17 protein-coding genes are annotated in these 17,489 nt (G+C 66.0%); 4 read left to right on the top strand and 13 right to left on the bottom strand.

All coding sequences use genetic code 11. The annotated features are described in order from the left end of the window. Window positions 1-370 precede the first annotated feature (370 nt). Window positions 371-1,339, top strand: coding sequence for a hypothetical protein (locus FQK05_RS02435; RefSeq protein WP_158964233.1), 969 nt, complete (start codon window positions 371-373; stop codon window positions 1,337-1,339). Here the strand turns inward: FQK05_RS02435 and FQK05_RS02430 are convergent. From FQK05_RS02430 to cobS, 5 genes are all read right to left on the bottom strand, one after another. After that, the gene (locus FQK05_RS02430; protein WP_158964231.1) at window positions 1,336-1,680 is read right to left on the bottom strand and encodes a DUF427 domain-containing protein; all 345 of its coding nucleotides are present in this window, start codon (window positions 1,678-1,680) and stop codon (window positions 1,336-1,338) included. The two genes, FQK05_RS02435 and FQK05_RS02430, sit on opposite strands and share 4 nt — an antisense overlap. Before the next feature lie 62 nt (window positions 1,681-1,742). Beyond that, on the bottom strand, window positions 1,743-3,536 hold the full coding sequence (locus FQK05_RS02425; RefSeq protein WP_158964229.1) for an aminopeptidase P family protein: 1,794 nt from the start codon (window positions 3,534-3,536) through the stop codon (window positions 1,743-1,745). A 522-nt stretch (window positions 3,537-4,058) separates the two neighbouring features. Further along, the gene (cobT, locus tag FQK05_RS02420) at window positions 4,059-5,933 is read right to left on the bottom strand and encodes a cobaltochelatase subunit CobT (protein WP_199252579.1); all 1,875 of its coding nucleotides are present in this window, start codon (window positions 5,931-5,933) and stop codon (window positions 4,059-4,061) included. A 119-nt stretch (window positions 5,934-6,052) separates the two neighbouring features. Then, window positions 6,053-6,472 carry a hypothetical protein gene (locus FQK05_RS02415; RefSeq protein ID WP_158964227.1) on the bottom strand — a complete coding sequence of 140 codons (420 nt, stop codon included), beginning with the start codon at window positions 6,470-6,472 and terminating at the stop codon, window positions 6,053-6,055. Between the two features lie 263 nt (window positions 6,473-6,735). After that, window positions 6,736-7,722 (bottom strand): cobaltochelatase subunit CobS, encoded by a 987-nt coding sequence (cobS, locus tag FQK05_RS02410; RefSeq protein ID WP_158964225.1) that lies wholly within the window; start codon window positions 7,720-7,722, stop codon window positions 6,736-6,738. Window positions 7,723-8,097: 375 nt separating this feature from the next. On the opposite strand from cobS, the gene FQK05_RS02405 reads away from it, so the two are divergent. Further along, window positions 8,098-8,655 (top strand): fasciclin domain-containing protein, encoded by a 558-nt coding sequence (locus FQK05_RS02405; RefSeq protein WP_158964223.1) that lies wholly within the window; start codon window positions 8,098-8,100, stop codon window positions 8,653-8,655. Window positions 8,656-8,850: 195 nt separating this feature from the next. Here FQK05_RS02405 and FQK05_RS02400 read toward each other — a convergent pair whose 3' ends face one another. After that, a complete protein-coding gene (locus FQK05_RS02400) occupies window positions 8,851-9,444 on the bottom strand; it encodes a J domain-containing protein (RefSeq protein ID WP_158964778.1) in 594 nt (197 codons plus the stop codon). 161 nt (window positions 9,445-9,605) lie between these two features. Between FQK05_RS02400 and FQK05_RS02395 the strand changes: the two genes are divergently transcribed. After that, the gene (locus FQK05_RS02395; RefSeq protein ID WP_158964221.1) at window positions 9,606-9,875 is read left to right on the top strand and encodes a BolA family protein; all 270 of its coding nucleotides are present in this window, start codon (window positions 9,606-9,608) and stop codon (window positions 9,873-9,875) included. A 58-nt stretch (window positions 9,876-9,933) separates the two neighbouring features. Here FQK05_RS02395 and FQK05_RS02390 read toward each other — a convergent pair whose 3' ends face one another. Beyond that, window positions 9,934-10,866: a GNAT family N-acetyltransferase gene (locus FQK05_RS02390; protein WP_158964220.1), complete on the bottom strand. Its 933-nt coding sequence runs from the start codon at window positions 10,864-10,866 to the stop codon at window positions 9,934-9,936. A 118-nt stretch (window positions 10,867-10,984) separates the two neighbouring features. Between FQK05_RS02390 and FQK05_RS25810 the strand changes: the two genes are divergently transcribed. Further along, window positions 10,985-11,152 carry a hypothetical protein gene (locus tag FQK05_RS25810; protein ID WP_199252578.1) on the top strand — a complete coding sequence of 56 codons (168 nt, stop codon included), beginning with the start codon at window positions 10,985-10,987 and terminating at the stop codon, window positions 11,150-11,152. A 57-nt stretch (window positions 11,153-11,209) separates the two neighbouring features. Here FQK05_RS25810 and FQK05_RS02385 read toward each other — a convergent pair whose 3' ends face one another. The 6 genes from FQK05_RS02385 to FQK05_RS02360 form a co-directional block, all read right to left on the bottom strand. Beyond that, complete coding sequence (locus FQK05_RS02385; protein WP_158964218.1) at window positions 11,210-11,683, bottom strand: DUF4177 domain-containing protein; 474 nt, start codon at window positions 11,681-11,683, stop codon at window positions 11,210-11,212. 199 nt (window positions 11,684-11,882) lie between these two features. Then, a complete protein-coding gene (locus tag FQK05_RS02380) occupies window positions 11,883-12,368 on the bottom strand; it encodes a thioesterase family protein (RefSeq protein ID WP_158964216.1) in 486 nt (161 codons plus the stop codon). Between the two features lie 116 nt (window positions 12,369-12,484). Next, window positions 12,485-14,071: a Hint domain-containing protein gene (locus FQK05_RS02375; protein WP_158964214.1), complete on the bottom strand. Its 1,587-nt coding sequence runs from the start codon at window positions 14,069-14,071 to the stop codon at window positions 12,485-12,487. 388 nt (window positions 14,072-14,459) lie between these two features. After that, complete coding sequence (gene gatB, locus FQK05_RS02370) at window positions 14,460-15,971, bottom strand: Asp-tRNA(Asn)/Glu-tRNA(Gln) amidotransferase subunit GatB (protein ID WP_158964212.1); 1,512 nt, start codon at window positions 15,969-15,971, stop codon at window positions 14,460-14,462. A gap of 172 nt (window positions 15,972-16,143) precedes the next feature. Continuing rightward, window positions 16,144-16,578 (bottom strand): hypothetical protein, encoded by a 435-nt coding sequence (locus FQK05_RS02365; protein ID WP_158964210.1) that lies wholly within the window; start codon window positions 16,576-16,578, stop codon window positions 16,144-16,146. Beyond that, window positions 16,575-17,318, bottom strand: a complete 744-nt coding sequence (locus FQK05_RS02360; RefSeq protein WP_158964208.1) for an SDR family oxidoreductase — start codon at window positions 17,316-17,318, stop codon at window positions 16,575-16,577. Before FQK05_RS02360 ends, FQK05_RS02365 begins: the two co-directional genes overlap by 4 nt. Between the last annotated feature and the right edge of the window lie 171 nt (window positions 17,319-17,489).

The raw sequence follows: 17,489 nt of genomic DNA, 5'->3' as shown, positions 1-17,489 counted from the left end.
CTTCTCCGTTGCCCGAGAAGAGCATCGTCACCGCGGATCGCTACACGTACAGGGCCGGATTTCGGGCCATTGATCCGGCCCAAAGAGTGCCACAGAACCGCGGACAATTTTAGAGGGTTTTGTCAAATAGCCGAAATTTCGGGCGTTACGCGGGCCCGCATCGTCCGGTCCGGCTGCAGTTGGACGGCTATCGAATGACGATATCCGACGTCGAACGTCGGGACCTGTCAATGCGTGTATTCCACCTTCGCAAACACCGCGAAGGATCTTCTCGAACCGCAACCTGAGGGTGTAGGATTCGAGCAGGCCCTGTCGCTGCACGACCGTCACCGGGCGACCCGGACAGGGCCGTATTCCGCGAGGCCGTATCATGCTTTCGACGACCCTTATCGACATCGCCATCGGTCTGATCCTGACCTATCTGGTCCTGGCCCTGGTCTGCGTCAGCATATCCGAGGCTATCGGCAGTGCGATGCGCCTGCGGGCCCGGGTGCTTTACAATGAGATCTCGCGCCTGTTGCAGGGATCGGGGCTGGACCAAAGCTTCTGGCAGACCGGGCTGATCCGGTCGATGTCCCGCCCTGGCGCTGCGACGGTGCGGTCCGGGCAGGCGCCCAGTTACCTGCACGCCTCGACCTTCGTGGCGGCGCTGTTCTCCGCGGCACGGCTGGCGCAGGCGCCCGGGGACGGCACGCCGGTTCATCAGGAGCCGAAGGTCCGTGCCTTGCTGCAGGGCGTGGATGAACAGTCCATGCTGGGACAGGTGCTTTATCAGATCGCGGATGCAGCGGACCAAGAGGTCGACACGGTCCGCGGCAATGTCGAAGCCTGGTTCGATCAGGCGATGGAACGCACCAGCGGCGTCTTCAAGCGGCGCATGCAGCTGATATCCTTCCTGATCGCGGTGGCGGTCTGCGCGGTGGTCAACGCCGACACGATCCAGATCGCCCGAACGCTTTGGACCGACGGCGCGCTGCGGTCCCAATTGTCGAGCCTGGCCGCCGACAAGGTCGCGGCCGGAGACCTACCGGACACGATGCGTTCGCTGGAGGATGTGCTGGTAGAGCTGCGCCCGCTGCCTTTCGGCTGGGCACAGGCCGTGGCGGCGCCCCCCGTGGCCGGGGCTACGCCGATGACGGTACTGGTCGTGATCTACAAGATCGCGGGCCTCGCGATATCGGCCTTTGCCGTATCGCTTGGCGCCCCATTCTGGTTCGACCTGCTGTCGCGTTTCGTCAGCATCCGGGGGGCCGGGCCGGGCAAGGCGACCGACAGTGCCCCGATTGTTTCAGCCGCCGGCAAGCCGGGATCGAAACCCGGCGCACAGCCCGCGGGCTAGACCCGTTCGACCGTCACGTCTTCGCTGGCATAGAAGGCCAGGTGGTCCTTGATCGCGGCCACTGCCTCCATCGGGTTCTCATAGGTCCAGGCCGCGTTTTCGACCGTGCCGGACTGGCTGACGATGGAAAAATAGTTCGCATCGCCCTTCCATTGGCAGTGGGTCACCTTGTCGGTGCGGTCCAGGAAGGCCATGGCGATGTCTTCGCGCGGGAAATAGTAGACCGGGGCGTAATCGCCTTCGGTCAGTTCCAGTGCATTGTTGGTTTCGCCCAGCACGGCACCGCCGGAGCGGACAACCCATGTGCCTTCGGCGCGGCGGATCTTGATATGGTCGGCCATCGTCAGCCTCCGTCATGACTTCGGTCCGGACTGTGGTTGCCGGGCCGTGTAACAGGGTGATGTCAGAGTGGCTGCGTTGCGGCATCCAGCCACAGACGCGCTTGATCGCCGACTCGCGGTCCGATCAATCTGGCGACATCGGCGTGATAGGTGTCGAGCCATCCCCTCTCGGCTCGGGTCAACATATCAACCACGATGAGCCTGCGGTCAATAGGTACGTAGGTAAGTGTCATCCATGTCAACATCTCGCGTTCCGGGTCGGCGGTGGGCAGGTCCGGCGCGGGCTCGACGACCAGCAGGTTCTCGATCCGGATGCCAAAAGCGCCCTCGCGGTAGTAGCCCGGTTCGTTCGACAGGATCATGCCAGGTTCCAGCGGCACGGTGCTGACGCGCGATAGCCGTTGCGGGCCTTCGTGGACAGACATGTAGGCGCCGACGCCATGGCCCAGCCCGTGGTTGAAGTCCTGCCCCGCCAGCCACAGGGGCATCCGCCCGATGGCCTCGATATCCCGGCCGGCCAGGCCCTTGGGCCAGATCAGCCGCGACATGGCGATCATGCCCTGCAGGACTCGGGTAAAGGCCTCGGCCGCCTCGCGCGGGGGGGCGCCTATGGCGATGGTCCGGGTGATGTCGGTCGTCCCGTCCAGGTATTGTCCGCCGGAATCCAGTACCAGAAGCTCGCCCTCCTGCAGGGTGCGGTCGGTCTCCTCGGTCACGCGGTAATGCATGATGGCGCCGTTGGGACCGCTGCCGGAGATCGTGTCGAAGCTGATCTCCTGCAGGGCATTGTCCTGCCGCCGGCACAGTTCCAGCTTCTTCACCACGTCGATTTCCGAGGTGGTGCCCGGCGCCTGCGCGTCGAGCCACGCCAGCAGTTCCACCATCGCCGCACCGTCCCGCAGGTGGGCCGCCGCGGCGCCCGCGATCTCGGCCTTGTTCTTGACGGCCTTGGGCATCACGCAAGGGTCTTCGCCCATCGCCGCCCGATCGCCCAGCCGGTCGGCCAGCAGCCAGGGGGCGGAACCACGGTCCAGCCGGACAGGACCCGGCAGGGCGCCCACGGCCTCGAGGAAGGCGTCGGGGTCATGGACGGTCACGCCCGCGCCCAGGTGATCGCCCAGACCGTCCAGCTTTTCAGGCGCCATGAACAGGTCGACATCGCCGTTGTCGTGCAGGATGGCAAAGCCCTGCGCCACCGGGTTGTGTTCGACATCGCTACCCCGGATGTTCAGCAGCCACATGATGCTGTCGGGCAGGGTCAGTGCCGCGGCCCTGTGACCTGCGGCCTGCACCACTGCGGCCAGCCGCGCGCGCTTGTCCGCGGCGCTTTCGCCGGCGAATTCCAGGGGATGCGCGCGTACGGGCGCCGACGGCGGCGCCGGCCGGTCGGTCCATATCCGGTCGACCGGGTTCCCGTCCAATGGCACCAGTTGGATACCGGTGCCTTCCAGCGCCGCACGCGTCATCTCGATCTCTTGGATGGTGTGCAGCCAGGGGTCGAAGCCCACCTTGCCCCCAGCCGGCAGCTTGTCCTTCAGCCAGTCGTGCAGGCGGATGTCGGGCCAGGGCACCGGCGTGAAATCCGCCGCAACCTGCGCCTTGACCTGCGTGCGATAGCGGCCGTCGACGAAGACGCCTGCAATGTCGGTCAGCGCCACGCAGAACCCGGCGGACCCGGTGAACCCGGTCAGCCAGGCCAGCCGCGCGTCGCGGGCGGCGACATACTCGCCCTGATGTGCATCGGCGCGCGGCACGATCATCCCGTCCAGTCCCAGTGCCGTCAGTTCGGCCCGCAGGGCAGCCAGTCGGGGCGGGCCCTGGTCGGGACGGGCGGTGACGTCGAAAGTCTGGAACATGGGGGATCCTCGGAGGTCGTGAGAGAGGCGCGGCGCCGACTTTGGTCAAGCCGACACGGGATGTCCAGCGGCGGCAGGGTGGGGGCTCTGCCCCCGCCCGGGCCTGCGGCCCGGACTCCCCCGGAGTACTTAGAAAAAGGAGAAGGAAAGGGCGCGCGTTTTCACTTCTGTGGTCTTCAAATGTCTCGGGGGTAGCGCCGCTGGCGCGAGGGGGGGGCAGAGCCCCCGCCCTGCAACCGCCGGGTGCATCCAGGCATCCGCGGCGAATGAAGCTGCCGGAGACGAGTGCGCCTTCGGTGTCGATCAACCTGTCGACGGTGCAATACCGCGCAGTTTGCCGTCGCGGGACGACGAGGACCTTCGCAGACAACCGGGGACGAAGGCCGGTCCCGATGCGACAGAGGAAGATCAGCCCTTCGGGGTTCGGGACCTGTCCTGGATCGACCGCGCGAAGGTCAACGATCCGCCCGGTTGCCGGCTTCGGGCCGCGCGGCAAGGATGTGCCTGCCGCGCGTCGGGATCTCAGCCGGCCTTGCGGATGCCCATGATGCGGGCCCGGGCCCGCGGGTCGCTGTCGAAAAGCGCCGCCAGCTGTTCGGTCATCGCGCCGGCCAGCTGTTCGACATCGGTGATCGTGACCGCGCGGTCATAGTACCGCGTCACGTCGTGGCCGATGCCGATGGCCAGAAGCTCGACCGCCTTGCGGCGCTCGACCATGGCGATCACGTCGCGCAGGTGCTTTTCAAGGTAATTCGCGGGGTTCACCGAAAGGGTCGAATCGTCGACCGGCGCACCGTCGGAAATCACCATCAGGATCTTGCGGGCCTCGGGACGGGCCAGCATCCGGCGGTGGGCCCATTCCAGCGCCTCGCCGTCGATGTTTTCCTTCAGAAGGCCTTCCTTCATCATCAGGCCCAGATTCTCGCGCGTGCGGCGCCAGGGGGCGTCGGCGCGCTTGTAGATGATGTGGCGCAGGTCGTTCAGGCGGCCGGGCTGCTGCGGGCGGCCATCGTTCAGCCATTGTTCGCGCGCCATCCCGCCCTTCCAGGCACGGGTGGTGAAGCCCAGGATTTCGACCTTCACATCGCAGCGTTCCAGCGTCCGCGCCAGCACGTCGGCGCAGATCGCGGCGATGGAGATCGGGCGGCCGCGCATGGAGCCCGAGTTGTCCAGAAGCAGCGTCACCACGGTGTCACGGAATTCCGTATCCTTTTCCATCTTGAAGGAGAGTGGCGTCGTCGGGTTCGCCACCACGCGGGCCAGGCGGCCGGCGTCCAGGATGCCTTCTTCCAGATCGAACAGCCACGACCGATTCTGTTGCGCCTGAAGCCGGCGCTGCAGCTTGTTCGCCAGGCGGCTGACGGCACCCTTCAGCGGTTCCAGCTGCTGGTCCAGATAGGCGCGCAGACGCTCCAGTTCGGCAGGCTCGGCCAGATCCTCGGCCGCGATCTCCTCGTCCTGGTCGGTCATGTAGACTTCGTAGTTGGGATCCGCTTCCGACACCGGAGGCGGGGGCGGCGGGTCCAGCGGTGCCTCGCCATCCGGCAACTCGGTCTCTTCGCCCATCTCTTGGTCGGCGTCGTCGTCCATGGACACCTGGGCCTGTGCCTGGTCGTCCTGGTCTTCCTGGCTGCGTTCCGGATCGGCGTCGGCGTCCTGATCCTCCTGGTCCTCGGACCCGGAATTGTCGGGATCTGGCTGTTCTTCGGCGTCGTCCTCGGCCTGGTCGTCCTGGTTCTCGTCTTCCTGGTCCGGGTCGTCGCCCAGCTGGTCGCCGTAGCCCAGGTCCTTGATGATCTGGCGCGCCATGCGGGCAAAGTCGGACTGGCTGGACAGACGCTGTTGCAGATCCTCCAGCGTCATGCCGGCCTTGTCCTCGATGTAAGGCCGCCACAGGTCCAGCACATTCCTGGCACCCGCGGGCAGTTCGCGGCCCGTGGCCATCTGGCGGACCATGTAGCCGGCAGCGACCGCCAGCGGTGCCTCGGCCGATGTCTGCATCTGGTCGTAGCCGCGGCGCACCGCCTCGTTCATGATCTTGGCATCGATATTGCCGGCGGTGCCGGGCATGTCGCGGGCGCCCATCGCCTCGCAACGCGCGGTCTCCATCGCCTCGTAGAGGTCGCGGGCCATGTCGCCCTGCGGGGCGAACTTCGCGTGCACGCCCTCGTCATGGTACTTGCGCTGCATCGCCAGCGCGTCGGCGGTGCCGCGGGCCAGCAGCACCTCTTCGCGCGTCATCCGGCGGCTGACCTGCGGCAGGCGCATGTTGTCGCCCGCAAGACCTGGCGCGTCAGCGGAATAGGCGATCGACAGCTCCGGGTCGTTGGCCATGACTTTCGTGGCCTCGGCCAGGGCCTTCTTGAACGGATCTGCGGGATTGTCGGACTTGGTCATGATCTGGCTCGGGCGGGTCGTGGTCGGGACAGCCGGCCGGCGTCGGACCGGTCGTACTTGGACGCAACCCTAGTGCCTTGCCGCCGCAATGGCCAGTGGGCGCGCGCGCCCCCGCAGCGTCAGCCGGTGGGAAGCAGCAGACGCGCGCAGACGGCGGTCTTGGCTTCAAGGCTTGTCTCGGCCCGGCGGGCCTTGCGCAGGTCCAGCGCGTAATCGATGTCGCCGAACAGTGTGGAAATCTCGCTCCAGCCCCTGTGCCGCCAGCGGCGCGACCGGATCGAGTCGTCCTGGCGGTCCGCATCTGACCCGTCCAGGGGCATCATCGCGTCGGCCAGCATGTCGAATTCGTCGCGCATCCGAAGCGTTTCCGTGGCCTTCGCGTCGTGACGCGCATTAAGGCGCGTGGTCAGCGCATCCATCCGGCCGGCGCAGGTCGAAAAGACCTCGACCCGTTCCATCGGGTTATCGGGCAGGTGCGGCGCGGCATGAAGCGGCGATGCCCCGAGGATCGGGGAGATCGCCAGTGCAAGAAGGAGCATGTCAACTTGTCGCATGTAACAAGTTTATGACGGCCCGTCCCCAAGTCAAGAACGTATATACATAAGATGTGCATTTCTCGATTTGTCCGAAATGCGGTCGGCCGGAAATAGGTCGGGTTTCCGCCCCGGGTGCCGGGGAAATGGGCAGGGCGCGAAGGACGGCCCGGAACGGTATGGCCCCGGACATGCGTAAAGGGCGGATGCTGTCCGCATCCGCCCTGTCTTTGTTCCATCAAATTGCCGACCCAGGTCGGGCCGGGCGATCAGCCCAGGCTGGTCGAGGCGGCGCTTTCCGGCAGTTCCTCGTCGAAGCAGCGCTGGTAGAACTCGGCCACCGTCTGACGCTCCAGCTCGTCGCACTTGTTGAGGAAGGACAGGCGGAAGGCATAGCCGACATTGCGGAAGATTTCCGCGTTTTCGGCCCAGGTGATCACGGTCCGGGGCGACATGACGGTCGACAGGTCGCCGTTCATGAAGGCCGTCCGGGTCAGGTCCGCCAGCGTCACCATCTGGCCGATGGTCTTGCGGCCCTTTTCGGTGTTGTAGTGCGGGTTCTTCGCCAGCACGATCGCGCTTTCCGCGTCGTGGGACAGATAGTTCAGCGTAGCCACCAGCGACCAGCGGTCCATCTGGGCCTGGTTGATCTGCTGGACCCCGTGATAAAGGCCCGTCGTGTCGCCCAGACCGACCGTGTTCGCCGTGGCGAACAGGCGGAAATAGGGGTGGGGCGTGATGATCTCGTTCTGGTCCAAAAGCGTCAGCTTGCCGTCATGTTCCAGAACGCGCTGGATCACGAACATCACGTCGGCGCGGCCGGCATCGTATTCGTCGAAGACGATGGCGCAGGGATTGCGCAGGGCCCAGGGCAGGATGCCCTCGTTGAATTCGGTGACCTGCTTGCCGTCGCGCAGCTTGATCGCGTCCTTGCCGATCAGGTCGATCCGGCTGATGTGGCTGTCGAGGTTCACGCGCACCGACGGCCAGTTCAGGCGCGCGGCGACCTGTTCGATATGGGTCGACTTGCCGGTGCCGTGATAGCCCTGGATCATCACGCGGCGATTGTTGCGAAAGCCCGCCAGGATCGCCATCGTCGTGTCCGGGTCGAACTTGTAGGTCGGGTCGACCGCGGGGACACGGTCGGTTTTCTCGGCAAAGCCCTTCACGATCATGTCGGAGTCGATTCCGAACACGTCGCGGACCGAGAGTTCTTCGGAGGGTTTCGCGTTGATGTCGATTGCGCCGTCGGCCATGCCTTATCCGTCCTCGTGCCTTGCCACCCGCCGTCGGGGAGGTGCCCGAACGTGGTGCAACATAACGCTGCCGAGGGCAAGAGGGAGGGCGCGTCGTGCCGCACCGGAACATGGAAAATGCGGGGGCGGCCGAATTCAGCCGCTTTTGTCGGCGCTGCCGGCAGGGGCGCGGCGCGCCGGTTGGCAACTGGTTTAAGGTTGACGCGCGATAGCCCGGATTTGGCAACGGTCAATGGCAGGGCCCGTGAACATAACGTGATCGGAATTCCTGTGATCCGGGAAAACCGGATGGGCACCTGGCCCGTATCCCTTGGCATATCCGGTCGCAGGACCGGGTGACATTCACGAACCACCTGCCAAAAAGGGAGAGTACACATGTCCTTCTACCAGAGCCTTGCCGGCCTTGTCGTTCCCGGTCTGATCGTCGCCGGATCCGCCATCGCGGGCGAGAACCCGCAGGTCGGCGGCGCCCCGATGTACAACACCAAGACCATCGTCGAGAACGCGGCGGCCTCCAAGGATCACGAGACGCTGGTGGCGGCGGTGCAGGCCGCCGGTCTGGTTGACACGCTGTCGGGCCCGGGCCCGTTCACGGTGTTCGCGCCGACCGACGAGGCCTTCGGGCTGCTGCAGGACGGCACGGTCGAGATGCTGCTGAAGCCGGAAAACAAGGAAATGCTGACCAAGATCCTGACCTGTCACGTGGTCGCGGCGGACGCGATGTCGACGGCGATCAAGGGCATGATCGCGGACGATGGCGGCACGCATCCGGTCCCGACCGTGGGCGGCTGCACGCTGCAGGCCAAGATGGACGGCGACAACATCATCCTGGAAGACGAGCGCGGGCGCACGGCGACCGTGACCATCGCCGATGTCGACCAGTCGAACGGGGTGATCCACGTGATCGACGCGGTGCTGCTGCCGGCGTCGTAATGCGCGGGCGTTCGGGACGCTCTACCGCGGGCATGGGGGCTCTGCCCCCGCCGCCCTTCGGGCAGCTCCCCCGAGATATTTGAAGATCGAAGAAGTCGGAAGCGCGCGCCTGGGGAACCGGGCGCGCGCTTTTGTCTTGAATCGGGCGGTTGCGGGTGCGGCAGGGTGCGTGGTTTGCACGCACCGTTCCCCCGGTCAGTCCTTGAAGTTGCGGCTGTCCTTCAACTGCTCCCAGGCCCAGACGACCAGTTGCAGCTGTTCTTCCTGACTGCGGTCGCCACCGTTCATGTCGGGGTGCAGCACCTTGATCAGCGACTTGTAGGCCTTGCGGACCTCGGTCTTGGTGGCGCTGTCGCGCACCTCGAGGATTTCGATGGCGCGGCGTTCGGTGGGGGGCAGGCGGCGGCCCGTCGACTTGCGGCCCGGGTTCTGGGTGCCGTTTGCGCCCAGCACCTGGTGCGGATCCTCGATCCCCAGACGCGCCCAGGCCCGGGTTTCGGGGTCGCCCACGGGACGGGTGGCGCGTTCCCAGACGCGGTCCTTCGATTGCTGGGCGTTCAGCTCGGCCTCGGTCGTGCCGTCGAAGAAGTTCCATTGAAGGTTGTATTCGCGGACATGCTGCTGGCAGAACCAGAAATATTCGTCCAGCACGTCGGGGGCCTTGGGCGCGCGGAACTTGCCGGGCTCCTCGCAGCCGGGATGGTCGCAGACGCGGGTCGACGTCTCGGACGCGCCGGACATGCCGCGCCGGCCCCGGGGGTTCTTCTTCTTGGCGGACGACACCGACATGTCGAAGCCAAAGGGATCTGGTTTGGATGACTTGGTCACGGCAGAACGACGTCTTTCATCGGCAGAACGATTTGGGTGGTCTTTTCGACTCGGACGCCGGAGTTTACGCTCTGGGCCGGAAGAATGAAGGGGTTGGCGGGCATTTTTTGCAGGAGGCGCAAATGAATGGCACAGAACCGGTTGCAGATGCAATGCGGACCAGGCTGGAAGCGGCGTTCGATCCGCGAGAGCTGAACATCGTGGACGAGAGCGAGAAACACAGGGGGCATGCCGGCTATCAGGAAGGCGGCGAAAGCCATTTCCGGGTGCTGATCCGGTCGGCCGCCTTCGACGGGCAGACCCGGATTGCGCGGCACAGGGCCGTGCATGACGCGTTGGGGAAGGATCTGGTGGGCAGGATCCATGCCCTGGCGCTGGATATCGGGGCCTGAGGGACGCGCCGTCCGGAGGCATTTCGGGCCATCGACCGGGCCGGCCTGCGCCGATCGGTCACGGCCGGCCTGCGGCTGCGATCCAGTCCGGGGACCGGGGTGCCGGCGACGGTCCGGGGCCCGGCGCCATCAGGCGGCGATCCAGCCGGGCCAGCGGGGCAAGCCCGCGGCCCAGGGGCGGCCACCAGGCCCAGGTGCCGCCCAGCGGACGGGCGGTCGCCCCGGAGCCGAGCTTGAAGCCGGCCAGACCCGGCGCGTCCTCTCCGTTGATCAGGCCAAGGTCCAGGCGGCGGCAGCCGGCGCGGGCCATGGACCGGGAGACCTTCCACAAAAGCAGCGTATGCGCCGACAGCGCCCGGCCTTCGGGTGTGGTATGGCCCATGTGATAGGTCGCGACCGGCCCATGGCGCAGGACCAGCATCGCCGCGATTTCCGATTTCCCGGCGTGGGCGGTATATAGTCGCGCCTTGCCCGTGTTTGCGGCGATGAAGGCCAGCGTCAGCGCCGGGGGCCAGCTGCGATAGCCGCGCCGGCGCGACATCTGCCGGTCGGCCGCGAACAGCCAGTGCCCTGCATCCATAGGCATGGGGCGTTCGCTGACCTTCAGCCCGGCTCGTTCGGCCGCGACCAGCCGGTTCCGCCATTTCTGGTGCTGGGCGGCGCGGCGTTCGGCCTCGGGGCGGGTCAGGTCGATTTCCGCCACCGTCGCGGGCGAGACGAGGGGCACGGCGCCCATCCGGGCCAGACCGGGGCAGGGCCCGTCGGGGGACAGGACCAGCGGTGCCGCGCGGCGGGCGAAGGCCTGTTGCAGGTCCGGCAAGCGGTCCGGGTCGAACCGTGCCGCCATGGTCACCGGCAGGCCCAGGAGGCGGCGGCGCAGGATCAGCGTGCCGGCTTCGACCGCCGGGGCGCGGCCGATCAGGGCCAGCGCCGCGGCAAAGGAGGGGTGCTGCTGCAGCGGCAGAAGCGGGTGCACTGATCCATGGTTCATGAACCCAGTTCAGCGCGACCGTCCCTAATACAGGGTTAACGGGCCCGGTCCGAATTTTGCCACATCTGTTATAGGTTCGTTAACCGGTGCCGGTGTTCATGGAGTCATGAAACCGCACATGCATCTTCAGTCCCGCCGCGCCAAGGTTCCGCCCTCTGCCAGACTGGCGCGGGCGGCTCCGGCGCCGCGGGTCACCCGCGCGGCCGCGTTGCTTCTGGCCCTGGCGTTGTCGATCCCGGTCTACGGGATGCTGACCCTGGGGGCGCTGCTGATCGGCGGACACTGACCCGGCAGACCGGATCGGCCTGTTCTTGCAGCCGGTCCGTGCAGCCAGTGCTTGCGATCAGTCCTTCCGGTCCGGTGCGGTGCCGGGGCCCGAAAGGGTCGGTTCCGCTTTGCCGGCCATCGGCGTGCCGTCGGGCCAGCTGGCCGGCGACAGCGGCTTGACCGAAGGATCGTCCGCGGCCGGACGCGGGGCCGGGGCTGCCGGTTCGCCAGAGGGCGCCTGTGCCGTTTCGGCCGGGCTTTCGGAAAAGGGTTCGGCGTCTGAGGGCGCCGCGGACGGTGCGGCCACAGCCACTGTTCCCACCACACGGCGGAAAACCAGCATGGTCCGCCAGCTGGTCGCGGTGCTGGTCAGGCCCGAGCGTTCCTCGTTCGGCAGGGTCTCGGCCCGCTGGAATTCCCAGCCTTCGGCGCCCATGCTGTTCAGAACATCCTCGACCGTGCGCGCAAAACGACCTTCGGACGTCTTCACGCCCTTTGCCTTCTGCGCCTTCGCGGGCGCCGGCAACACCTTGTATTCGTACCGGACCATCGCCGCTTCCTTTCTCGTGACCCCTGAACGGGGGGAGGTCTAGCGATCCCCGCGCCCGAAGGCCAGAGGCCGCATGATCGACCGGTTCATCCCCGCGCAGGGGCCTCTGCGTGGAGGGACCCTGCCGCGCCCGGTGTCGTGTCCCGTGCCCGCCCTGCGCCACACCCGGTGTCGTATCCGATCCGTGCCGGGGTCAGGATCACTTGCGGCGGATGCCGATCGGCTTGCCGATGGAAGCCGGGCGGGGCAGGGCGGCATGGGCCTCGTGCATCGCCTTGACCTTGGCATAGACGTCTTCGGGCATCGGTGCGACCTTCGGCCCCGTCATGTCGATATGAAGGCCCAGCCCTTCGGCCGTGGCGGCGACCCAGCCGTCGGAATGGATGATTTCCTGATATGTGTGGATCCGCTTGTCGTCGAAATCGATCAGCTGCGTGGTCACGGTAACGATGTCGCCCTCGTGGATCTCGCGCACATAGCGGACGTGGAATTCGGCGGTGTAGGTCGTCAGCTTGCGGGTCGCGGCATAGTCGGGGCCGAAACCCATCGCCTCATAGCACTTGTCGACCCCGGTATCGAAGATGACGTTGTAATAGGCCATGTTCAGGTGGCCGTTATAGTCGATCCATTCCGGCTTCACGGTCATCGGGTCGGAGGTGAACGGAGCGGCAAGTACGGTCGTCATTTGGGGTCCTTTCCATGCGGTCGCGGGGACTATGGCAAGGCAGGCCCGGATTGGCCAGACGAAGTCGCGCCGGCCCGCGTCGGGGAAAGCCTGCCCTTTATGGGCAGGCGTTCATGTCAGTGAAGGTGCCGCTGCAGCGCCTTGCCGTTCTTTTCGTGACGCTTCAGCAGGGTGCCGATCCGCGTCCCCTTCTGCAGAACGGGACGGGCATGGGCCGGCACGATTCCCTGGGACGGGTTGAACTCCGGGAAGAGGTCCAGCAGCTCTGCCCGCGCGTCGTCGCTCAGCGATGCCAGGGTCTGCGGGCCCAGATAGAGACTTTCTGTCGGGCAGCCGTTGGAAAAGACGACCTCGTGCTGGCGGCACGTGAAGTGGACATAGACCACGCCATCGGCCGGGGAGATCCGCTCGATCCCGTTGTAGCCCACCAGCTTCACCGCCGGCAGCAGCAACTGTGCGCTGCCGGTCATCCGCATCGAGATGTCGGAATCGATCAGCACCCGGTGCTGGGGCGAAACGATCAGATCCTGCGCCGGAACGCCCTGCGCCAGGGCGCCCGCTGGGATGCGCACCGGCCGGCGATTCGGATAGGCCCGAAGCGCCACGGCGCTCAGCGACCGGGTACCGATCCACTCCACGGGAACGGCACCGCGGTCCATCGTCATGACCTCGTCGCCGACCTGCAGGTCCTCGACCGCGACCGGACCCAGCGGCGTGTCGATCATCGTGCCGGTCGTGAAACAGGGAATGGTGGATCCGGAGCTTTCGAAATTTGTGTAGTGTATGGTCCGACCGCTGGGCAGTACGAACCTCCCCGAGGATACGACATAGGTCATGCCTGACTCGATGGTGAAGGTTCCGTTCACGCTGTCGGTGACAACGGTCCCGACCGGCAGGACAAGGTAATCCATGCCCGACCCGCCATCCAGCATCCCCCATACGGTGCTGCCATCCGAGACTGACACGATGTCACTGCCGGCGCCGCTGCGGACGCCGTTGTTCAGCAGCGAATTGGTGATCTGGATCAGGTCGTCGCCGTCGCCGGTCCTGATATCGCCGTTTACCCTGCTGTCGGAGACCGACACGGTATCCTTGCCGGTTCCGGTTTCGATGCCGTTATTGATCACCGACCCGCCCGAGACGATGATGGTGTCTTCGCCCTCGCCGGTCCTCAGCACCGGGTCGACCTCGGTATCGGTTATGCTGACCGTGTCGTCGCCGTCGCCGGTGTCAAATCCGGTGTGCACCTCGACCCCGTCGAGCGTGACATTGTCATCGCCATCGCCCGTGTCCAGGGCGCCGATATAGGTGTGGCCGTCGCCTGTCGCGGTCAGGTTGTCGTTGCCGCCGCCGGTGCTGACCCCGCCATGGGCCGCGGTGTCGTTCAGGGTGATGTCGTCCTCGCCCGACCCGGAGGAGATCTGACCATAGATCATACCGCCGCTGATGTCGGCAACGTTGTCGCCTTCGCCCAGGTCGATCGCGGCCGAATTGGACTTCGTCATCGACAGCGTGTCGTTCCCACCGGCCAGGTTGATCCCGTTGTAGAGGTTGTTGTTGTTGTTCACCGTTGCGACGTCGTCGCCGTCCAGGGCCTGGATCCCGCTCACGTTCGATACGTTCGGTCCGCCCGAAACCGAACCGCTTTGTCCGTGAATGACGAAGGTGTCGCCATTAATATTGGCGCCGACAAGTACTACCATTTTATACCCACTGCGAAACGGCATTGCCGGCCATGCCCGGATCTGCCGCGAATGCCGACCCGGATGCCCCTGACGTGCGGCCCGTGCAGCACCGTTCGCTTTCCCTTTTGTCCCTGGTTCGACTCAATCATTAAGCATTGTTTTGGAATCGCGCAATTGCGCGTCTCATTTTTTTGATCGCCGGAAACATGCCGTGATCGGGCCGGTTTCGCATTGCCACTGTCGGGAAGGGGCCAAAAACGGGCAGGAAAGTGGTCCGGTGCACACCTGGTCTGCATTTTATCCTTCCCGACGGGGGCGGCAGGCTGCCGGCGGCCGGAACGAAAACGGGGGGCCGAAGCCCCCCGTTTCCTTTTCAGCATGTCCCGGCCTGCGCAGGCATTCGCGATCACAGGCCCAGCTTGGCCGCCACGATCTCGTTCACGGCCTTGGGATTGGCCTTGCCGCCGGTGGTCTTCATGACCTGGCCCACGAACCAGCCCGCCAGCTTGGGATTGGCCTTGGCCTTTTCCACCTGCGCCGGGTTTGCGGCAATCACCTCGTCGACCGCCGCCTCGATGGCGCCGGTATCGGTGACCTGCTTCATTCCGCGTTCCTCGACGATCTTCGCCGGGTCGCCGCCTTCGACATAGACGATCTCGAACAGGTCCTTGGCGATCTTGCCGGAAATGTCGCCCTTGGAAATCAGCGCGATCACCCCGGCAAGCTGCTCCGGCGACATCGGGCTGTCCGCGATGTCCTTCTCGTCCCGTTTCAGGCGGCCGAAAAGCTCGTTGATGACCCAGTTCGCGGCCAGTTTGCCGTCGGCATGCGCCGCCACGGCCTCGAAATAGGCGGCGGCCTCCACTTCGGCCGTCAGGACCGAGGCGTCATAGTCCGACAGCCCGAAATCGCCCATGAAGCGCGCCTTCTTGGCATCCGGCAGCTCCGGCATGGTGGACGCGATGTCGTCGACCCAAGCCTGCTCGATCTCCAGCGGCAGCAGGTCGGGATCGGGGAAATAGCGGTAATCGTGCGCCTCTTCCTTGGACCGCTGGCTGCGGGTTTCACCCTTGTCGGGGTCGAAGCCGCGGGTTTCCTGGTCGACCTGTCCGCCCGCTTCCAGAATGGCGATCTGGCGCCGCGCCTCGACATCGATGGCCTGCTGGATGAACCGGGTGGAGTTCATGTTCTTGATCTCGCACCGCGTGCCGAGATGCGAGAAGTCGCCTGTTTCGCGGTACCTTTCGTAATCGCCCGGCCGACAGACCGAGACGTTGACGTCCGCCCGGAGGTTCCCGTTCTGCATGTCCCCGTCGCAGGTCCCCAGATAGCGCAGGATCTGGCGCAGCTTCAGGATATAGGCCGCGGCCTCTTCGGGGCCGCGGATGTCGGGGCGGCTCACGATCTCCATCAGCGCGACGCCCGAGCGGTTCAGGTCGACGAAGGACAGCGCCGGATCCATGTCGTGGATCGACTTGCCCGCGTCCTGTTCCAGATGAATGCGCTCGATCCGCACGCAGCGCGCGATGCCGGGGCCCATGTCCACGATCACCTCGCCCTCGCCCACGATGGGGTGATAAAGCTGGCTGATCTGATAGCCGGCCGGCTGGTCAGGATAGAAATAATTCTTGCGATCGAAGGCCGACCGCAGGTTGATCGCGGCCTTCAGGCCCAGTCCAGTCTTCACTGCCTGCGCCACGCAGAACTCGTTGATCACGGGCAGCATGCCGGGCATGGCCGCGTCCACGAAGGCCACGTTGGAATTGGGTTCCGCGCCAAAGGTGGTCGATGCGCCGGAAAACAGCTTCGCATTGGACGACACCTGCGCATGGACTTCCATGCCGATGACCAGTTCCCAGTCGTGCTTGGCACCGGCGATGATCTTGGGCTTGGGGGTCTCGTAGGTCAGGTCCAGCATGGCGACAGCCTTGTTTTAAGGGAACGGCTGGGTTCTAGGACGAAGCCCGCCCCGGGACAAGGCCCCGTGCAGGTCCGGGTCCCCGCCCCCCGCTTCTTCGGTCTTCAAATACCCTCGGGGGAGTCGCGTGCGAAGCGCGCGGCGGGGGCAGAGCCCCCATTCGACGCGGCCGTCAGAACACCGTGAAATGGGTCCACCGCACCGCCAGCCCCCGCGCCTCGAAGGCCGTCGCCAACTCCTTCCGGCGCGGCAGGCATTCGTCCGGCAGCCGGATCCGCTTGTCGTGCAGCTTCAGGACCAGCGTCACCCGAACGCTGAAATCCCACCGCCGGTCAAAGCGGACATGGTCGATCTCCTCCAGCGCGACGGTGCCCGTCCGGCTGCCCGTGGTCCAGATCAGTCGGTTCGGGTCCATTTCCAGCCCCGCCGGGCTGTCGACGACGATGTCGCGCAGGGCAGGCAATACCGGGATCGCCAGGACCAGCAACAGGATCCAGTGCGCCTCGAACAGCACCCTCAGCGCCATCAGCCCGAACAGCGCCGCCGCCACGATCAGCATCGCGACCGTGTCGCGCCCGCTGCGGTGAAAGGTGAAGTTCCCGGTCATCGGCCCCCGGATATGTCGAGCGTCGTGCCGGTGATATAGCTCGCCTCGTCCGACAGCAGGTACAGGATCGCGGTTGCGACCTCTTCGACCGATCCGACGCGCCCCATCGGGATCCCGCCCTTCAGCCGCTCCGCCCGGTCCGGCGCGCCGGACTTCCCGTGGATGGGCGAGGCGATCAGGCCGGGCCGGACCGCGTTCACGCGGATGCCCTGGTCCGCGACTTCCCTTGCCAGGCCTTGGGTGAAGGTGTCGACGGCGGCCTTGGTCGCGGCATAGTCGACGAATTCGTTGGGCGAACCCAGGCGGGCCGCCACGGACGAGGTGTTGACGATGGCCCCGCCGGTGCCCTGCGCCTGCATTCTCAGGACGGCCTCCTTCGCGACAAGCATGGCGCCGATCACGTTGATGTCGAAGATCTGGCGCAGGCGGTCGTGGGTATAGTCCGTCACCTTGGCGATGGGCGCCACGACGCCGGCATTGTTGGCCAGCGCATCGATCCGGCCGAACCCCTTGTCCAGGGCCCCGTAGATCGCGGCGATGCCTTCGGGCGTGGCAACGTCGCCGGGACACAGGAGGCAGGCAGCCCCCGCGGCCTCGCACTCCTTTGCCACCGCCTCGGCCGCGTCGCGGCTGGTGGCATAATTCAGTGCCAGGTCATAGCCGCGGGCGGCGGCCAGGCGCGCGGTGGCGGCGCCGATGCCGGTCGAGGCTCCGGTGATCAGAAGGGTCTTGCGGGACATGGGGGTGGCTCCGGCTGGGATCGGTCGGGACCAGTAAGCGCGAGGCAGCAGCGCTTGTCAAAGCACGGGCGGAGACGAGTGGGGCGCAGCCTGCGACCGCCCGATTGCGGCAGGGAAGGCCGTTTGAACGGCCTTGCCCCGCACCCGGCGTTGCCGCGGGTCTGAACCCGT

It is taken from the genome of Chachezhania sediminis (genome assembly GCF_009765275.1).
Classification (GTDB): domain Bacteria; phylum Pseudomonadota; class Alphaproteobacteria; order Rhodobacterales; family Rhodobacteraceae; genus Chachezhania; species Chachezhania sediminis.
This window is presented reverse-complemented; position numbering and strand designations above follow the sequence as displayed.